General features: G+C 66.6%; 17 protein-coding genes and 1 pseudogene. 6 read left to right on the top strand and 12 right to left on the bottom strand.

The window, feature by feature from the left end:
- Window positions 1-65 precede the first annotated feature (65 nt).
- From BW39_RS01185 to BW39_RS01175, 3 genes are all read right to left on the bottom strand, one after another.
- A complete protein-coding gene (locus BW39_RS01185) occupies window positions 66-1,355 on the bottom strand; it encodes an EAL and HDOD domain-containing protein (RefSeq protein WP_012206914.1) in 1,290 nt (429 codons plus the stop codon).
- 58 nt (window positions 1,356-1,413) lie between these two features.
- Window positions 1,414-2,691 (bottom strand): EAL and HDOD domain-containing protein, encoded by a 1,278-nt coding sequence (locus BW39_RS01180; RefSeq protein ID WP_013801100.1) that lies wholly within the window; start codon window positions 2,689-2,691, stop codon window positions 1,414-1,416.
- 188 nt (window positions 2,692-2,879) lie between these two features.
- Window positions 2,880-3,686 carry a ferritin-like domain-containing protein gene (locus BW39_RS01175; RefSeq protein ID WP_013801101.1) on the bottom strand — a complete coding sequence of 269 codons (807 nt, stop codon included), beginning with the start codon at window positions 3,684-3,686 and terminating at the stop codon, window positions 2,880-2,882.
- A 54-nt stretch (window positions 3,687-3,740) separates the two neighbouring features.
- On the opposite strand from BW39_RS01175, the gene BW39_RS01170 reads away from it, so the two are divergent.
- Both BW39_RS01170 and hslO read left to right on the top strand, forming a co-directional pair.
- Window positions 3,741-4,265: a gamma carbonic anhydrase family protein gene (locus BW39_RS01170; RefSeq protein ID WP_012206911.1), complete on the top strand. Its 525-nt coding sequence runs from the start codon at window positions 3,741-3,743 to the stop codon at window positions 4,263-4,265.
- A 35-nt stretch (window positions 4,266-4,300) separates the two neighbouring features.
- On the top strand, window positions 4,301-5,293 hold the full coding sequence (hslO, locus tag BW39_RS01165) for an Hsp33 family molecular chaperone HslO (protein ID WP_012206910.1): 993 nt from the start codon (window positions 4,301-4,303) through the stop codon (window positions 5,291-5,293).
- A 12-nt stretch (window positions 5,294-5,305) separates the two neighbouring features.
- On the opposite strand, the gene BW39_RS01160 is transcribed toward hslO, so the two are convergent.
- The 6 genes and pseudogenes from BW39_RS01160 to BW39_RS01135 all read right to left on the bottom strand — a co-directional run bounded on the left by BW39_RS01160 (window position 5,306) and on the right by BW39_RS01135 (window position 10,566).
- Window positions 5,306-5,734: a hypothetical protein gene (locus BW39_RS01160; RefSeq protein ID WP_043819181.1), complete on the bottom strand. Its 429-nt coding sequence runs from the start codon at window positions 5,732-5,734 to the stop codon at window positions 5,306-5,308.
- Window positions 5,735-5,908: 174 nt separating this feature from the next.
- Window positions 5,909-6,187, bottom strand: coding sequence for a cell division protein FtsB (ftsB, locus tag BW39_RS01155; protein ID WP_012206908.1), 279 nt, complete (start codon window positions 6,185-6,187; stop codon window positions 5,909-5,911).
- 64 nt (window positions 6,188-6,251) lie between these two features.
- Window positions 6,252-7,538, bottom strand: a complete 1,287-nt coding sequence (eno, locus tag BW39_RS01150; protein WP_013801103.1) for a phosphopyruvate hydratase — start codon at window positions 7,536-7,538, stop codon at window positions 6,252-6,254.
- A 234-nt stretch (window positions 7,539-7,772) separates the two neighbouring features.
- Window positions 7,773-8,063, bottom strand: coding sequence for a DUF1330 domain-containing protein (locus BW39_RS01145; RefSeq protein ID WP_012206906.1), 291 nt, complete (start codon window positions 8,061-8,063; stop codon window positions 7,773-7,775).
- 3 nt (window positions 8,064-8,066) lie between these two features.
- Window positions 8,067-8,866, bottom strand: a pseudogene (gene kdsA, locus BW39_RS01140) (3-deoxy-8-phosphooctulonate synthase).
- Window positions 8,867-8,907: 41 nt separating this feature from the next.
- On the bottom strand, window positions 8,908-10,566 hold the full coding sequence (locus BW39_RS01135; RefSeq protein WP_012206904.1) for a CTP synthase: 1,659 nt from the start codon (window positions 10,564-10,566) through the stop codon (window positions 8,908-8,910).
- A 102-nt stretch (window positions 10,567-10,668) separates the two neighbouring features.
- On the opposite strand from BW39_RS01135, the gene coaBC reads away from it, so the two are divergent.
- From coaBC to BW39_RS01115, 4 genes are all read left to right on the top strand, one after another.
- Complete coding sequence (gene coaBC, locus BW39_RS01130) at window positions 10,669-11,892, top strand: bifunctional phosphopantothenoylcysteine decarboxylase/phosphopantothenate--cysteine ligase CoaBC (RefSeq protein ID WP_013801106.1); 1,224 nt, start codon at window positions 10,669-10,671, stop codon at window positions 11,890-11,892.
- 17 nt (window positions 11,893-11,909) lie between these two features.
- Window positions 11,910-12,428: a hypothetical protein gene (locus tag BW39_RS01125; RefSeq protein ID WP_043819180.1), complete on the top strand. Its 519-nt coding sequence runs from the start codon at window positions 11,910-11,912 to the stop codon at window positions 12,426-12,428.
- 70 nt (window positions 12,429-12,498) lie between these two features.
- Window positions 12,499-12,948 carry a dUTP diphosphatase gene (gene dut / locus BW39_RS01120; protein ID WP_034396440.1) on the top strand — a complete coding sequence of 150 codons (450 nt, stop codon included), beginning with the start codon at window positions 12,499-12,501 and terminating at the stop codon, window positions 12,946-12,948.
- Between the two features lie 63 nt (window positions 12,949-13,011).
- Complete coding sequence (locus BW39_RS01115; RefSeq protein ID WP_043819179.1) at window positions 13,012-13,836, top strand: hypothetical protein; 825 nt, start codon at window positions 13,012-13,014, stop codon at window positions 13,834-13,836.
- A 46-nt stretch (window positions 13,837-13,882) separates the two neighbouring features.
- On the opposite strand, the gene BW39_RS01110 is transcribed toward BW39_RS01115, so the two are convergent.
- Genes BW39_RS01110 through BW39_RS01100 form a run of 3 tightly spaced genes read right to left on the bottom strand, consistent with a single transcriptional unit; the run spans window position 13,883 to window position 16,311 of the window.
- Window positions 13,883-15,331, bottom strand: a complete 1,449-nt coding sequence (locus BW39_RS01110; protein WP_043819178.1) for a sensor histidine kinase — start codon at window positions 15,329-15,331, stop codon at window positions 13,883-13,885.
- A complete protein-coding gene (locus BW39_RS01105; RefSeq protein WP_012206898.1) occupies window positions 15,328-15,999 on the bottom strand; it encodes a response regulator transcription factor in 672 nt (223 codons plus the stop codon). The genes BW39_RS01110 and BW39_RS01105 overlap by 4 nt, the downstream gene beginning before the upstream one ends.
- A gap of 6 nt (window positions 16,000-16,005) precedes the next feature.
- The gene (locus tag BW39_RS01100; protein WP_012206897.1) at window positions 16,006-16,311 is read right to left on the bottom strand and encodes a PepSY domain-containing protein; all 306 of its coding nucleotides are present in this window, start codon (window positions 16,309-16,311) and stop codon (window positions 16,006-16,008) included.
- Between the last annotated feature and the right edge of the window lie 234 nt (window positions 16,312-16,545).

Here is a 16,545-nt window from a genome sequence, read left to right as displayed (position 1 = left end):
CGCGGCATGCAAAAAGGGCTTGCGGCTTCCCGGCCGCAAGCCCTTTGCCATGGTGGCTGACCCGTTCAGACCGTGGCGTCGTCCGCCGTGAGGTTGTCGGCCCAGGCCAGGGCCTGCAAATGCGCCCAGTTGACCTGGTGGTTGGACAGCTGCAAGGCGTTGGCGGCGCGCGCAAAGCCTTCGTCGTCGCCGCTTTCGCAGGCGCGCGTCAGCTCCAGGAAGGGCGCGAACACGCCCTTGTTGTGCACCAGCGCATCGATCACGGGCTGGGGCAGGGCGATGGATTCCAGCGCCTTTTCCATGGGCTGGCCCAGCATCACGTCCAGCAGCGAGAACACGCCCACCACGAAGGCGTTGTCGCATTCCTCGGGCGAGAGCAGCTCGGCCGTCAGCAGCTCCATCAGGCGTCCGCGCACCACGGCGGTCTGGCCCACGGCCGGTGGCGTGCCGCCCGCGCGCGAGGTGGTCAGCAGCAGCGCGGCCCAGCGGAACAGCTTCTTGAGGCCCAGGATCATCACCGCATGGCGGAACGAGGTGATCTCGCAGGACAGGCCGAATCCCGAGGAGTTGATGAAGCGCAGCAGGTTGAAGGACAGCGTGGGGTCCTTCTTGAGCAGGGCCTCGATCTCGTCCGTGCTGGCCTGCTGACGCACCAGGTTGATCAGCTGGATGATGGTGGCCTGCGTGGGGCGGATGGTGCGTGCCTGCACGAGTTGCGGCTGGGCGAACCAGAAGCCCTGGAACAGCCGCACGCCCAGGTCGCGCATGCGCTCGAACTGCTCGGAGGTCTCGACCTTTTCGGCCACGATCTGGGCATTGGTATGGGCGCGCGCGAAATTCACCAGGGTCTCGGCATCGGCCAGTGCAAAGGTCTGCATGTCCAGCTTGATGAATGCGGCCGCAGGCAGCCAGCTGGCATAGGCGCGGCGCAGCAGGTGCTGGTTGAAGGCCAGGCGGAAGCCGCGCTGGCGCAGGGCCTGGAAGGTGGGCAGGCGCTCTTCGATATCGGCTGTGGTGGCGTTCTCGCCCAGCGTGGTCACTTCCAGTACCACCTTGTCGGGGTGGATCAGTTCCAGGTGGCCGCCGGCCAGGCTGTCATGCGTGCAGTTGATGAAGACCGTCTTCTTGCCCACCAGCGCCTCGGCTCCCGCATACGACAGTGCGTTGAACAGCAGGGCGGCATCGGAGGCCGCCGTGTGCGCATGCTGGGCTGTGGAGCGATCGAAGAGTTCATAGCCGAAGACATCGCGCGCCTCGTTGACGATGGCCTGGCGCGCAATGACGGCCACCTGTCCGTCCTCCACTCCTTCTGGCAGGGGTGGTGGCGGAGCGGAGGAGTTGTCGTTGGTAGTCATTTGGAAGCTGAGAAAGATGAAGGAGCGGCGGCGTTGAGTTGCGTGCGATAGCTCATGACTATAGCGAGCTGTCTGCCAGTTGATCGGTCCAGGCCAGGGCCTGCAGATGGGCCCAGTTGATCTGTTGGCTGCTCAGGCGCAGTGCGTCTGCGCTGCGGTTGAAGGCTGCGTCGTCGCTGGCTTCGCAGGCCTGGGCCAGGATCAGCAGCTCGCCCAGCACGCCTTCGTGGCGCAGCACGGCGGCGGAGACGGCATCGGGCACGGGGATCAGGCTCATGGCCACGTCCTGGGGCAGGTCCAGCATGCTGCCCAGCAGCGAGAAGATGCCGACGACGAAGGCCTGGTCGGAGTCTTCCTCGCTCAGCGATTCCTGGGCCAGCAGCTCCATCAGCCGCCCGCGGATCACGGCGGTCTGACCGATGGCCGGCGGCGGGCCGCCGTTGCGCGATGCGGTCAGCAGCATGGCCGCCCAGCGGAACAGCTTCTTGAGGCCCATGAGCATCACGGCCTGGCGGAAGGAGGTGATCTCGCGTTGCACGCCAAAACCCACGGAATTGATCAGGCGCATCAGGTTGAAGGCCAGGCCCGCATCCTTCTTGAGCACATCCTCGATGGCATCGGTGCTGGCCTGCTGGCGCACCAGATTCAGCAGCTGGACGATGCTTTGCTGCGAGGGCGACAGCAGCTTGGTACGCACCACCGTGGGCCGCGCAAACCAGAAGCCCTGGAACAGCTGAATGCCCAGGCGGCCCACCTGCTCGTACTGCTGTGCGCTTTCCACCTTCTCGGCGATCAGCTCGGCGCGCGTGTGGCGGCCAGCGAAGTTGACCAGCACGGCCAACTGGTCAGGGGCCAGCACGGACAGGTCGAACTTGATGTAGTCGGCCAGGGGCAGCCAGGCCGCATAGGCGGACTCCAGCACCGTGTGATTGAAGGCCAGGTTGAAGCCGCGCGCGCGCAGATTGCTGAGGATGGGCAGGCGGGCCTGCACCTCTTGCTGTGCGGCCAGGCCCAGCGGCGGGATCTCCAGCACCACCTTGTCGGGGTTGAGCAGCTCCAGATGCCCGCCGGCCAGGCTTTCATGCGTGCAGTTGACGAACATCAACTTGGTGCCGACCAGGTCCTCTTCGCCGGCATGCGACAGGGCCGTGAACACCAGGGACACGTCCGAGGCCGCCGTATGGTCCGGGTAGGCGCGAGAACGGTTGAAAAGCTCATAGCCGATGATCTGCTGCACCCCGTTGACGATGGCCTGGCGCGCGATCATTCCCCGGTCTGTGGACGCGGGGCTGGCCGCAGGGGCATCGTTGAAGAGATGGACAGGCAATTCGGTCATGGAGTGTTCGGTCGAAGAGGCACGGTAAGCAGCAGATCTGATTGTAGGAATGTTCTGAATAAATATGCCGACAGGCAGTGTCTGCTGGGACAAGTCCGATTGCGGAGTCGGACCCATCCTAGTTTGTAAACCATTGTGCGGCCATGCGGACGGGACGGGCCTGTCCGCGCGGCTGCGGCAGTCTTTCTTCAGACCTGCTGCAGCCAGGCCAGTTCGGTATCGGTGAAGCCAGCGGCGCGGCGTGCGCGCTCGTTGAAGGGCGGGCGCAGGCGCGGTGCCTCGTAGCGCTGCGTCAGGTGCTGGTAGTGCGCCTCCGGCTCCAGGCCTTCCCGCTCGCACAGCCAGCGGTACCAGTGGTTGCCTATGGCCACATGGCCCACTTCCTCGCGCAGGATGATGTCGAGGATGTCCACGGCCGCCAGCGCATCGGGCGCGCGCGTGTTGCGCAGCTTGTTCTGGATCTGGGGCGTGGCGTCCAGGCCCCGTGCCTCCAGCGTGCGTGGCACCAGTGCCATGCGGGCCACCACGTCATGCGCGGTCTTCTCGCACATGGTCCACAGGCCCTGGTGGGCCGGGAAGTCGCCATAGTCATGGCCCAGGTGCGCGCGCAGATGCTCGCGCAGCAGGCGAAAGTGCTTGGCCTCCTCGGCGGCCACCTGCAGCCAGTCCAGGTAGTACTGCTGCGGCATGCCGTCAAAGCGCCAGACGGCATCCAGCGCCAGATTGATGGCGTTGAACTCGATGTGGGCAATGGCGTGGATCAGCACGGCCCGGCCTTCGGGCGTGGCCGGCGAGCGCCTTGCAACGGCAGTGTGGTGGCGCAGCTCGGGCCGCAGCGGGCGGCCCGGCAGGTCCGGTGCGGGATCGGGCAGGGCCGGTGCCTGCGCTGCTATTGAATAAAGCGCCTGCCGTGCATACATGTCCAACGCGGCGGCGGCCTTTTCTTCGGGGTCCGGGAGGCACAAAACCTCAAGGGCGCGGTGACGTAACTCCATCCCTACAATTCTAGGTTTCCTGCCATCACCAATAATTGACGGAGACAAAGACCCATGGCGATTTATGAACTGGATGGAGTGGCCCCTGAAGTGGCAGCATCGGCCTGGGTGGCCGACAGCGCCGAGGTCATGGGCAATGTGCAACTGGCCGAAGACGCCAGCATCTGGTTCGGCGCCGTGCTGCGCGGCGACTGCGAGAGCATTTCCATCGGCGAGGGAAGCAACATCCAGGACGCCAGCGTGCTGCATGCCGACCTGGGCAAGCCGCTGGTCGTGGGGCGCCATGTGACCGTGGGCCACCAGGTCATGCTGCATGGCTGCACCATCGGCGACGAGTCGCTGATCGGCATCGGTGCCGTGGTGCTCAACGGCGCGAAGATCGGCAGGAACTGCCTGGTCGGCGCAGGTGCCCTCATCACCGAGGGCAAGGAGTTTCCCGATGGCTCGATGATCATCGGCAGCCCGGCCAAGGCCGTGCGCCAATTGACGCCCGAGCAGATCGAAGGCTTGCGCCGCAGCGCCCAACACTATGTCGATAATGCGCGCCGGTTCAAGACCGGGTTGCGCAAGCTGGGCTGAGCGAGGCCCGGCACTTTTTTACGGAATCCATCAGCGTGTCTGAACTGCATAAATTCATCTTCGAAGGCCTGCCCGTGCGCGGCTCCATCGTCCGCCTTACCGACGCCTGGCAGGAAATCCTGCAACGCCGCGCGGGCAACGGAGAGACCGGCGCCTACCCCGCCGCCGTGCGCGAACTGCTGGGCGAAATGGCGGCTGCCGGCGTGCTCATGCAGTCCAACATCAAGTTCAACGGCGCCCTGGTCTTCCAGGTCATGGGCGACGGCCCGGTCAAGCTGGCCGTGGCCGAGGTGCAGTCCGACTTCGGCCTGCGCGCCACCGCCACCCTGATCGGGGAGGCGCCCGAAGGCGCCACGCTGGAGCAACTGCTCAATGTGAATGGTGGTGGCCGTTGCGCCATCACGCTGGACCCCAAGGGACGCCAGCCGGGCCAGCAGCCCTACCAGGGCGTGGTACCGCTGCAGGATGCGCAAGGCCGCAGGTTCTCCAAGGTGTCCGATGCACTGCAGCACTACATGCTGCAGTCCGAGCAGCTGGACACCGTGCTGGTGCTGGCCGCCAATGACCAGTTGGCTGCCGGCCTGCTGATCCAGCGCATGCCGGTCAAGGGCGAGGCCAACCTGGCCTCCGCGACTGAAAGCGAGCAATCGGGCCAGGACGCCATCGGCCTGAACGAGGACTACAACCGCATCGCCACGCTGGCCGCCAGCCTGACGCGCGACGAACTGCTCACGCTGGATGTGGAAACCATCCTGCGGCGCCTGTTCTGGGAAGAAAAGCTGATGCGCTTCGTCCCCCAGCAGGATGAAGAGCGCCCGCGCTTTGCCTGCACCTGCAGCCGTGAGCGCGTGGGCGCCATGCTGGTTTCGCTGGGCATTGAAGAGGTGGACAGCATCCTGGAGGAGCGCGGCAATATCGAGGTGGGCTGCGACTTCTGCGGCAAGCAGTACGAGTTCGATCCCATCGATGCCGCCCAGCTGTTCACCGAAGCCGGCAAGCAGCCGCCGACCTCGACGAACGTCCAGTAAATACGCTCGGAGTCAGTCTCGCCCGCTGCGCAGCGCGTCGAACAATCGCCGCTCGCAGTCCGGGTCGCTGCATTGCTCGCAGCCGTAGGGGCGAAGGCGTGCGCTGCGTTGAGCGGGGCTTGCGGGCAGCCAGGACCAGTCCATTTGCGGAGCCTTGAGCCTGAGCGACTCGGCCAGCTGTTGCCATTGCCGGGCGGTATTGCCATAGAGCACCACGTAGTCGCGCGACTGGCCTTGCAATTGGTCGCGCCAATGCTGGAGCTGTGCGGCAGGGCCATTGCTCACCCCTTCGTGCTCGGTGACGGAGGCTCTCCAATCCAGTCCCAGCAGGTAGACGGCCCCATGTTCCGGCAGAGACTGCCCCGGCTCGGCCGCCAGGCATTGCCAGTCAGCAGGAGATGCTCCGTGGTGCCGCCAGGCCTGGCGCAGTGCATGGACCATGGAAAGCGCGAGCGCGGGCGGCGATCCCAGAAGAATCACCGGGGGCGGGGGCAAGCGGTCTGTGTCCAAGTACCTGTCTCGGCTTGCGCGCGGGCCCGGTAACGGGCGCAGGCGCCTTGTTGCAAAAGCACAAGGCCGGCATGAAGCCGGCCCTGATGCAGGAAATCCCAACCCTCAGCGCCGCACGATCTGCACGAAGATCTCGTTGGGCTTGACCATGCCCAGCTCGCTGCGGGCCTTTTCCTCGACCATGGCCAGGCCGTCCTTGAGGTCGTTGACCTCGGAGGCCAGGCGGTCGTTCTCGGCCTTTTCCAGGGCATTGGCCACGTTCTGGTCGTGGATCTGCTGCTGCAGTTCCTTGACGTAGGCCACGCTGCCATGGCCCAGCCACAACTGCGCGTGCACGGCGGCGAGCAGGGCGAGCAGGACAAGGGGGACGACGCGGTTGACCATGGCAGCAGATGTTGCGGAGAGGAAAAAGGCTTGCAGGCCGGATGGCTTGCAAGCCTAACGCTTTTCAGCGCAGGTTGTAGAAAGCCTCGCGGCCGGGGTAGTGGGCGATGTCACCCAGGTCTTCCTCGATGCGCAGCAGCTGGTTGTACTTGGCGATGCGGTCCGAACGGCTCAGCGAGCCGGTCTTGATCTGGCCGGCATTGGTGCCCACCGAGATGTCGGCAATCGTCGAATCCTCGGTTTCACCCGAGCGGTGCGAGATCACGGCCGTGTAGCCTGCGCGCTTGGCCATTTCGATGGCGGCAAAGGTTTCGGTCAGCGTGCCGATCTGGTTGATCTTGATCAGGATGGAGTTGGCGATCTTCTTGTCGATGCCTTCCTTCAGGATCTTGGTGTTGGTGACGAACAGGTCGTCGCCCACCAGCTGGACCTTGGCGGCCAGGCGGTCGGTCAGGATCTTCCAGCCATCCCAGTCGCCTTCGGCCATGCCGTCCTCGATGGAGATGATGGGGTACTTGTCGCACCAGCCGGCCAGCATGTCGGTCCACTGGGTGGCGGTCAGCGTCAGGTTGCCTTCACCGGCCAGCACGTACATGCCGTCCTTGTGGAACTCGCTGGCGGCGCAGTCCAGGCCCAGGGCGATCTGTTCGCCGGCCTTGTAGCCTGCGTTTTCGATGGCCTGCAGGATCAGCTGGATGGCGGCTTCGTGGTTTTCCACGGAAGGCGCAAAACCGCCTTCGTCGCCCACGGCCGTGCTCATGCCCTTGTCGTGGATGATCTTCTTGAGCGCGTGGAAGACTTCGGCGCCCCAGCGCACGGCTTCGCGGAACGAAGGCGCGCCCACGGGGATGATCATGAATTCCTGCAGGTCCAGGCTGTTGTTGGCGTGCGCGCCGCCGTTGATGACGTTCATCATCGGCACGGGCAGCTGCATGCCGCCCATGCCGCCCAGGTAGCGGTACAGCGGCAGGCCGGCTTCTTCGGCAGCGGCGCGGGCCACGGCCATGGAGACGGCCAGCATGGCGTTGGCGCCCAGGCGGCCCTTGTTGTCCGTGCCGTCCAGGTCGATCAGGGTCTTGTCCAGGAAGGCTTGCTCGGAGGCGTCCAGGCCCAGAACGGCTTCGGAGATCTCGGTATTGATGTGCTCGACGGCCTTGAGCACACCCTTGCCCAGATAGCGGCTCTTGTCGCCGTCACGCAGCTCGATGGCTTCACGCGAGCCGGTGGACGCGCCCGAAGGCACGGCGGCGCGGCCCATCACGCCCGATTCCAGCAGCACGTCGCACTCGACGGTGGGGTTGCCGCGGCTGTCCAGCACTTCGCGGCCTACGATGTCAACGATTGCACTCATGGCATTTCCTTTGCGGTTTTTGAAATCGGTGTGCAGGCGGGTTCCGGTGAGGTTGCGCCCTGGTGCTTGCCGGGCAAGCGGTATGGGTGGTCGGTGGCGTGGCAGGCTGCCGTGCCACCGGGCACAGCCGTGCTCCGCGGCGCAGTATCTGCGATCGGGCGGCGGCTATTGTGCACAAATTGGTTGTATGGCTTTGTATGCGCTGCGCTCTTGACGAGCCGGGGTGGCTGGCCGTCAGACGCCTTCCACGCAGACCATGCGCATGATGGATGCGCCTTCACGCGCCTCGCGGGCACGCAGGTACTCGGGCGTGTCGTAGAAGGCCCGGGCGGCCTCGAAGCTGGGGAACTTGAGGATCACGGTGCGGCCGGGGTTCCAATCGCCTTCGAGCACTTCGACCTTGCCGCCGCGCACGCAGACTTCGGCGCCATGCACGCGCATGGCCTCGGTGCTCCACTTGCGGTATTCCTCGTACTGCTCGGGCTTGGTGACGGTGACGGACGCAATGATGTAGCCGCTGGCCATGGGTCAGACTCCAAAGTCGTTTTCGAGGAAGCCGTTCTTCTTGGTCACGTCGTCGAGCGCGACCAGGGGCAGGGAGGGTTGGGAGGGGTTCCCTGAAACGGGCCCGCCACGCCCACGGCCACGGCCGCGCGCGAGAGCACGGGCACCATCTCGCGCATGCCGCCGCTGCTGGTGCCGTTGCCGCCGGGCAGCTGCACGCTGTGCGTGGCGTCGAAGACGACGGGCGCGCCGGTCTCGCGCATGATGGACAGGCTGCGCATGTCCGAGACCAGGTTGTTGTAGCCGAAGCTGGCGCCGCGCTCGCAGGCCATGAAGCTGTCCTCGGGCAGGCCGGCTTCCCTTGCAGCCGCGCGGGCCTTGTCGATGACATTCTTCATGTCATGCGGGGCCAGGAACTGGCCCTTCTTGATGTTCACCGGCCGGCCCGACTGGGCCACGGCGCGGATGAAGTCGGTCTGTCGGCACAGGAAGGCCGGCGTCTGCAGCACGTCCACGACCTGGGACACGGCCGGGATTTCGGACTCGGTGTGCACGTCGGTCAGGATGGGGACCTGCAGGTCCTTCTTCACCTTGGCGAGGATTTCCAGGCCCTTGTCCATGCCCGGGCCGCGAAAGCTGGCGCCCGAGCTGCGGTTGGCCTTGTCGTAGCTGCTCTTGAAGATGAAGTGGATGCCCAGGGCCGCCGTGATTTCCTTTAGATGCCCCGCCACGTCCATCTGCAGCTGTTCGGACTCGACGACGCAGGGTCCTGCAATGAGAAAGAAGCGCCGGTCGAGGCCGACATCGAAGCCGCAGAGTTTCATGGTGGGGATTCCTTGGGAAATGGTGGGCGGCGTTGCGGGGATCAGGGCTTGCGCGGCGCCTTCTGGCGTTCGATCGCAGCCTTCACGAAGGCGTTGAACAGCGGGTGGCCGCTCCACGGCGTGGACTTGAACTCGGGGTGGAACTGCACGCCGATGTACCAGGGGTGAACTTCCTTGGGCAGCTCGACGATCTCGGTCAGCTGCTCGCGCTGCGTCAGCGCCGAGATCACCAGGCCCGCTTCGCGCAACTGGTCCAGATACTGGACGTTGGCTTCGTAGCGGTGGCGGTGGCGCTCGGTGACCACATCACCGTAGATGCTGTGGGCCAGCGTGCCGGCCTGCACGTCGGAGGACTGGGCACCCAGGCGCATGGTGCCGCCCAGGTCGGAGTTCTCGTCGCGGGTCTTGACCGTGCCGTCGGCGTCCTTCCACTCGGTGATCAGGGCGATCACGGGGTTGGCGGACTTGGGGTCGAACTCGGTGGAGTTGGCGCCTTCGAGGCCGGCCACGTGGCGGGCGTATTCGATGGTGGCCACCTGCATGCCCAGGCAGATGCCCAGGTAGGGCACCTTGTTCTCGCGGGCATAGCGGGCCGTGGAGATCTTGCCTTCCACGCCGCGCGAGCCGAAGCCGCCGGGCACGAGGATGGCGTCGTACTGCGAGAGCTTGTCGCGCGCATTGGCGTCGCTGATGGTCTCGGAATCGACGTGGGTGATCTTCACTGCCACATGGCTTTGCATGCCGGCGTGCTTGAGCGCCTCGTTGACGGACTTGTAGGCGTCCGAGAGCTCGACGTACTTGCCGACCATGGCGATCTTGACCTCGCCCTGCGGGTGCTCGGTCTCGTGGACCAGGTCGTCCCAGCGCTTGAGGTTGGTGGGCGGCGTGTTCAGGCGCAGCTTGTCGCAGATCAGGCCGTCCAGGCCCTGCTCGTGCAGCATGCGGGGCACCTTGTAGATGGTGTCCACGTCCCACATGGAGATCACGCCCCACTCGGGAACGTTGGTGAACAGCGAGATCTTTTCCTTCTCCTCTTCCGGCACCTGGTGCTGCGCACGGCACAGCAGGGCGTCGGGCTGGATGCCGATCTCGCGCAGCTTCTGCACGGTGTGCTGCGTGGGCTTGGTCTTGAGCTCGCCGGCCGTGGCAATCCAGGGCAGGTAGGTCAGGTGCACGAAGGCTGTGTTGTTGGGGCCCTGCTTGAGGGCCAGCTGGCGAACGGCTTCGAGGAAGGGCAGGGACTCGATATCGCCCACCGTGCCGCCGACTTCGCAGATGGCGACATCGACAGCGTCAGGCGTGCCCAGGCCGGCGCCGCGCTTGATGTACTCCTGGATTTCGTTGGTCACGTGCGGGATCACCTGCACGGTCTTGCCCAGGTAGTCGCCGCGGCGCTCCTTTTCCAGAACGCTCTGGTAGATGCGGCCGGTGGTGAAGTTGTTGGACTGCTTCATGCGCGTTTCGATGAAACGCTCGTAGTGGCCAAGGTCCAGATCGGTCTCGGCGCCATCATCGGTCACGAACACTTCACCGTGCTGGAAGGGCGACATGGTGCCCGGGTCCACGTTGATGTAGGGATCCAGCTTGATGAGGGTGACTTTGAGGCCGCGCGATTCGAGGATCGCAGCAAGGGAGGCTGAGGCGATTCCCTTGCCCAGGGAAGACACCACACCGCCTGTGACGAAGACAAATTTGGTCATGTCTTTTATTGGTGGTGGTAAAGCAGGATTATAGATGCGCCGCCGAATTCGCCGCGCCGCGCGGGGCTGCTCGGATGCTCCGGCTCTGCTAAATTGCGCGCCATGACTGAAGTGTTCGCAGGTAAACATCTGGTGCTCGGCCTCTCCGGAGGCGTGGCTTGTTACAAATCTGCCCAGCTGGTGCGCCTGCTGGTGCAGGCCGGGGCCACCGTGCAGGTGGTGATGACCGAGGCGGCAGAGCAGTTCATCACGCCGGTGACCATGCAGGCGCTGTCGGGCCGCCCCGTCTATGGTTCGCAGTGGGACGCGCGCGAGCCCAACAACATGCCCCACATCAACCTCAGTCGCGAGGCCGATGCCATGCTGATCGCGCCCTGCAGCGCCGACTTCATCGCGCGCCTGGTGCAGGGCCGCTCCGACGAGCTGCTGAGCCTGATGTGCCTGGCGCGCCCCATGGACCGCGTGCCCCTGCTGCTGGCGCCTGCCATGAACCGCGAGATGTGGGCGCACCCGGCCACGCAGCGCAACCTGGCGCAGGTGGCGGCCGACGGTGCGCTGGTGCTGGGCGTGGGAACGGGCGACCAGGCCTGTGGCGAGGTGGGCGACGGCCGCATGCTGGAGCCGGAGGAAATCATGGAGGAGCTGGCTGCCTTCTTCACGCCCAAGCTGCTGCAGGGCCGCCAGGTGCTGGTCACGGCGGGCCCGACCTTCGAGGCCATCGACCCCGTGCGCGGCATCACCAACCATTCCAGCGGAAAGATGGGCTTTGCCATTGCGCGCGCCGCCCGCGAGGCGGGCGCCCAGGTGACCCTGGTGGCCGGGCCCGTGCACCTGCGCACGCCGCGCGGCGTGCAGCGCATCGACGTGCAATCGGCGCAGCAGATGTTTGACGCCGTGCACCAGCAATTGCCGCAAGCCGGCGTGTTCATCGCCACGGCGGCCGTGGCCGACTGGCGCCCGGCCACGGCGTCAGACCAGAAGATCAAGAAGGACGGCTCGGGCCAGACCCCCACGCTGACCTTCGTCGAGAACCCCGACATCCTGGCGGCAGCCGCGCAGTCCGAGCCTGCGCGCAGCGGGCGGCTTTATTGCGTGGGCTTCGCCGCCGAAAGCCATGACCTGCTGCAGCACGCCAGCGCCAAGCGCCTGCGCAAGCAGGTGCCGCTGCTGGTGGGCAATATCGGTCCCGCAACCTTTGGGCGGGATGACAATGCCCTGCTGCTGATCGACGAGGCTGGCACCATGGAGCTGCCGCACGCCTCCAAGTCCCTGCTGGCGCGCCAGCTGGTGGCCGAGATCGCCCGGCGCCTGCCGCCCGTCCGTTGACATCACCGAAGGCCCGCATGTCACAGAACACCTACGAAGGCCCCCGCCACGGCGACTATGTGCGCTATGTGGATGAGCTGCTGCGCGCCAGCCCCCTGTACCGCTCTGCGGCCCACGGCTGGATGGTGCAGGGGCGCAGCGATTTCACCGATGCCGTGGCCACGCCGGGCGCGCAGTCCCAGTCCGTGGTCGAGCGCGTGCGCGAGCAGGTGCAGGCTGCGGCCGAGAAGGCGCGCATCGCCGCGCAGCAGGCTTCGGTGCCCGCCTTGCCGGGACGCCAGCCGTCTGCAGGCGACAGGAATGGTGGCCGGGCCGATCGCGGCCGGCAGGCGGCGCGGGCACAGCAAGCCCAGGCCTCCGCCGCCAAGGCTGTCAAGAAGACGGTCTTCAAGATAGGTCCGGGCCAGTTGCTGGGTATCGTGATCGGCCTGATCCTGGCGGTGGTGATTCCGGGCATCGGCCCCTTCATCCTGCTGCTCACCATCATCAATGCCATCGTCAAAGGCTTTCGCAGCGGGCTCAAGTCGTCCGGGTGACGGCGCGGGGCACAATGCGCGCTTTGCTTTTCAAGAGAGCCTGCCGTGAGGCGCTCCCCAGATTGTTTCCATGAACGTTGATATCAAGATCCTTGACGCGCGCCTGCGCGAGAACATGCCCGCCTACGCCACGCCGGGAAGCGCGGGCCTGGACCTGCGCGCCTGCATCGATGCGCCGCTGACGCTGGAGCCCGGCCAATGGCAACTGGTGCCCACGGGCATGGCCATGTACCTCAAGGACCCCGGCTACGCGGCCATGATCCTGCCGCGCTCGGGCATGGGCCACAAGCACGGCATCGTGCTGGGCAACCTGGTCGGCCTGATCGACAGCGACTACCAGGGCCAGCTCATGGTCAGCGCCTGGAACCGCTCGACCACGGCCTTCACGCTGCAGCCCATGGACCGCCTGGCCCAGCTGATCATCGTGCCCGTGGTGCAGCCCAGCTTCAATGTGGTCGAGGAGTTCGAGTCGGCTTCCGAGCGCGGCGCGGGCGGCTACGGCTCTACAGGCAAGCAATAAGGCGCTCAGCCAGAAAACGCCCGCAGCCGCGCTGCCCGGGCATCGCTCCAGGGAGGAATCCGCATGGCCAGGCCATCCCGGCGCACGCGCCACCGCCCATCCGCGTCATGGACGCGCGTGATGCTGACGCAGGAAGACCGCATGCGCCGCCGCCTGCAGCAGCGCCACTGGCTGCGGCTGCATGCGGCACTGACGGGCGGGTTGAGCCTGGCCGGCATGTCGCTGTTGAGCCTGGGCCTGCTGCACGCGGGCATGCACAGCATGGCGCTGCGCTATGGCGTGGCCCTGGCCTGCGGCTATCTGCTGTACCTGCTGCTGCTGCGCCTGTGGGCCGAATGCATGCTGCGCCGCGACTGGGAGGTGTCCGATGTTCCCGATGTGACGCCCGGCGGCAGTGGCTCTTCACCGGCCCGCACGCCGGAGGCTGGCGGATTCGACAGCGGGCAGGGCGGCTCGTATGGCGGCGGTGGCTCCAGCGGCAGCTGGGATGACGGCGGCGCCATGTCCGAGGTCGCTTCCTCGGCCTCGCAAGGCTTTGATCTGCCGGGCATCGATGGGCTGGACGAAGGCGCCGTCGTCCTGGTCCCGGTGCTGCTGGTGTTTGCGGCGCTGCTGGTCGCGGTCACGGGGGCAGGGTCGCTGCTGTGGCTGGTCTTTGGGGCCGACCTGTTCCTGGCCGTGGCGGTGGAGGTGGCCTTTGCGCTGCTGATGGCGCGCACGCTCTATGTGGTGGAGCGCGAAGGCTGGCTGCTGGCCGCGCTGCGCCTGAGCTGGAAGCCGGTGCTGGGCGCACTGGTGGCCGCCGTGGCGCTGGGCGCGCTGGCCGACTGGCTGTTTCCCCAGGCAGACACCCTGGTGCAGGTGCTGCGTGCGCTGAGAGGACACTGAAAGGCCCCTGAGAGGGCACTGAGCCGCCGCTGCGCGGCTCCGGCCGTCACGCCTGTCTTTTTGCCCCCGGCAGGCGCAGCTGCATGCGCAGGCCGCCCAGCGGCGAGCGGCTGGCTGCGATGCTGCCGCCATAGGTCTGCACCAGGTCACGCACGATATCCAGGCCCAGGCCTGCGCCGGGCCTGCGTTCGTCCAGGCGCTCGCCGCGCTCGAAGATGCGGCCAAGGTCGGCGTCTTCGATGCCGGGGCCGTCATCGTCCACCGTCAGCAGCAAGGGGCCGCCGGCCTGATCGGGCTCCAGGCCCTGGACTTCCAGGCTCACGGCCTGGGCCGCCCACTTGCCGGCGTTGTCCAGCAGGTTGCCCAGGATTTCCATCAGGTCCTGGCCATCGCCCAGAAAGTCCCAAGGCTGCGCATCGCCCTTCAGCGCAAAGCGGATGCCGCGGCCGGCGTGCAGCCGCTCCATGGTGCGCACCAGCGAGGCCAGCGGCGGCTCCAGCGGCGTGCGCAGGCCTGTGGCCTGGCGGGCCGCAGCGCGGGCGCGTGCCAGATGGTGGTCCACCTGGCGGCTGGCGCTGGCGACCTGCTCGCGGACCAGTTCGGCCAGCGCCCCGCCTTCCTGCGCGGCGGCATTGCCGAGGATGGACAGCGGCGTGTTCACCGCATGGGCCAGGTTGCCGGCCTGCGTGCGCGCGCGCTGCACCATGTCGGCGTTCACATCCAGCACATGGTTGAATTCCTGCACCAGGGGGCGCAGTTCCTGCGGAAACCGGCCTTCGAGGCGCGGCGTTGCCCCCTTGCGCACGTCGGACAGGCCCTTGCGCAGCAGCTGCAGCGGCCGCAGCGCCAGGCGCAGCTGCAGCACCACGGCCAGCACCAGCCCGGCCGCCAGCGTGCCCAGTGCGGCGATCAGCATGGTGGTGAAGCGCTGCATGGGTTCGGCCAGCAGGGCGCTGTCGGCCGCAACGATCAGGCGCAGCGGCGGCGCGTCGGCTTCGGGCAATTGCAGGGGGCGTGCCACGGCCACGAGCTGGTGGCCCTGGCCATCGGGCAGCATGCCGGTGTTCAGCGCCGTGTCCTCGTGGTGCTCATCCGGGCGGCCGGCATCGGCGCGGAACTGGTGCCAGTCCAGCGTCTGGTCCCACAGCGAACGAGAGCGCAGCAAGCCGGCCTTCTCGGGCGGACCCGCGCCATCGCTCACCTGGTCGATCTGCCAGTACAGGCCCGACAGCGGCTGCGCCAGGCGCGGATCGCCCACGGCCAGCCCGACTTCGATGCGCCCTCCGGGCAGGCTGTTGACGGCTGCGCTGAGCTGGTCGAGCTGCAGCACCAACTGCGCCTGCAACTGCTGCGCGATGTGGTCGCGGAACAGGCCGCGCAGCCCCCAGCCGGCCAGCAGCACGGCCGCCAGCACCCAGGCCAGCGTGCCGGCCAGCAGGCGCAGGCGCAGCGAATCACCGAGCCGGGATACCTGTCTTTCCTGTGGCGCGTTCATGCAGCGGGCGCGCCTTCCACCAGCCGGTAGCCCAGGCCGCGCACGGTCTCTATGCTGCCGGCCGGCAGCTTCTTGCGCAGGCGGCCGACGAAGACCTCGATGGTGTTGGAGTCGCGGTCGCTGTCCTGCGGGTAGATATGCTCGGACAGTTCGGTGCGCGAGATCACCTGCCCCACGCGCTGCATCAGCAGGGCCAGCACCTTGAATTCATGGCTGGTGAGCGTCAGCGGCTGGCCGGCGACGCTCACGCGGGCATGGCGCGAGTCCAGCACGATGGGGCCGCATTGCCACTGGGCGCTGGCGTGCGGGCTGAGCCGGCGCAGCAGGGCGCGCAGGCGGGCCATCAGCTCTTCCATGTGGAAGGGCTTGGCCAGATAGTCGTCGGCGCCGGCATCCATGCCGGCCACCTTCTCATGCCAGGCGCCGCGCGCCGTGAGGATCATCACCGGCATGACCCTGCCCTGCGCACGCCAGGCGCGCAGCACGGTGAGCCCGTCGCGCACGGGCAGGCCCAGGTCCAGCACGGCGGCGTCGAATTCCTCGACCTCGCCCAGGTACTGGGCCGTTGCGCCGTCCGCGGCCGTCTCCACCGTATGGCCTGCCTGCTGCAAGGCCTGTACCAGTTGCCCGCAGAGCGTGGGCTCGTCTTCCACCACGAGGATTCGCATCTGCGTCTAGTCCTTGCGCTTGAAGCTCAGCACCTTGCCATCGCGTGCATCGATCTTGAGCTTGGCCACGCGGCCACCCGATTGCAGCAGCCGGATCTCGTAGATGAAGCGGCCGTCGTCATGCTCGAACTCGACCTTGATGACCTGGCCCTGGTAGTCGCGCTCGACCTGGTCGAGCACGGTGCGCAGCGGCAGCACGCGGCCTTGCTGCAGGGCCTGGCGAGCGAGTTCATGGTCGCTGTCGCCGGCATCCGAGGGCGTGGTCCAGGAGGCCAGGGCCGCCGCCATCAGCAGCAGTGCGGCCAGCAGCATCCAGGACCTGCGAGGAATGGAGAAGGATGGAGTGGGCATGGAAAACTTTATAGCCCAGCGTGGATGAACCTCGGATGAACGGCTGCTTCAGCTTGCGTTCATGGCCTGCATCGAACAATGGCTGCACGCCGTCGCAATCCACCGGAAACGAAGGCGCAGCAGCCGGCAGATGCGGTCTTTTCAAATGCATCGCCAGCCCAATCGCCGACCCAATCGCCGGCCCAGTCGCCGACC

Source organism: Delftia sp. RIT313 (assembly GCF_000632165.1).
Taxonomy (GTDB): Bacteria; Pseudomonadota; Gammaproteobacteria; order Burkholderiales; family Burkholderiaceae_C; genus Comamonas; species Comamonas acidovorans.
Note: the sequence above shows the minus strand (reverse complement) of the source record. Positions and strands in the feature narration are given on the sequence as shown.

Bases quoted from the DNA above. Each gene is read 5' to 3' on its own strand.
- BW39_RS01185 (WP_012206914.1), bottom strand. From the start codon at position 1,355: ATGACTACCAACGACAACTCCTCCGCTCCGCCACCACCCCTGCCAGAA.
- BW39_RS01180 (WP_013801100.1), bottom strand. From the start codon at position 2,691: ATGACCGAATTGCCTGTCCATCTCTTCAACGATGCCCCTGCGGCCAGC.
- BW39_RS01175 (WP_013801101.1), bottom strand. From the start codon at position 3,686: ATGGAGTTACGTCACCGCGCCCTTGAGGTTTTGTGCCTCCCGGACCCC.
- BW39_RS01170 (WP_012206911.1), top strand. From the start codon at position 3,741: ATGGCGATTTATGAACTGGATGGAGTGGCCCCTGAAGTGGCAGCATCG.
- BW39_RS01160 (WP_043819181.1), bottom strand. From the start codon at position 5,734: ATGGTCCATGCACTGCGCCAGGCCTGGCGGCACCACGGAGCATCTCCT.
- ftsB (WP_012206908.1), bottom strand. From the start codon at position 6,187: ATGGTCAACCGCGTCGTCCCCCTTGTCCTGCTCGCCCTGCTCGCCGCC.
- eno (WP_013801103.1), bottom strand. From the start codon at position 7,538: ATGAGTGCAATCGTTGACATCGTAGGCCGCGAAGTGCTGGACAGCCGC.
- BW39_RS01145 (WP_012206906.1), bottom strand. From the start codon at position 8,063: ATGGCCAGCGGCTACATCATTGCGTCCGTCACCGTCACCAAGCCCGAG.
- BW39_RS01135 (WP_012206904.1), bottom strand. From the start codon at position 10,566: ATGACCAAATTTGTCTTCGTCACAGGCGGTGTGGTGTCTTCCCTGGGC.
- coaBC (WP_013801106.1), top strand. From the start codon at position 10,669: ATGACTGAAGTGTTCGCAGGTAAACATCTGGTGCTCGGCCTCTCCGGA.
- BW39_RS01125 (WP_043819180.1), top strand. From the start codon at position 11,910: ATGTCACAGAACACCTACGAAGGCCCCCGCCACGGCGACTATGTGCGC.
- dut (WP_034396440.1), top strand. From the start codon at position 12,499: ATGAACGTTGATATCAAGATCCTTGACGCGCGCCTGCGCGAGAACATG.
- BW39_RS01115 (WP_043819179.1), top strand. From the start codon at position 13,012: ATGGCCAGGCCATCCCGGCGCACGCGCCACCGCCCATCCGCGTCATGG.
- BW39_RS01110 (WP_043819178.1), bottom strand. From the start codon at position 15,331: ATGAACGCGCCACAGGAAAGACAGGTATCCCGGCTCGGTGATTCGCTG.
- BW39_RS01105 (WP_012206898.1), bottom strand. From the start codon at position 15,999: ATGCGAATCCTCGTGGTGGAAGACGAGCCCACGCTCTGCGGGCAACTG.
- BW39_RS01100 (WP_012206897.1), bottom strand. From the start codon at position 16,311: ATGCTGCTGGCCGCACTGCTGCTGATGGCGGCGGCCCTGGCCTCCTGG.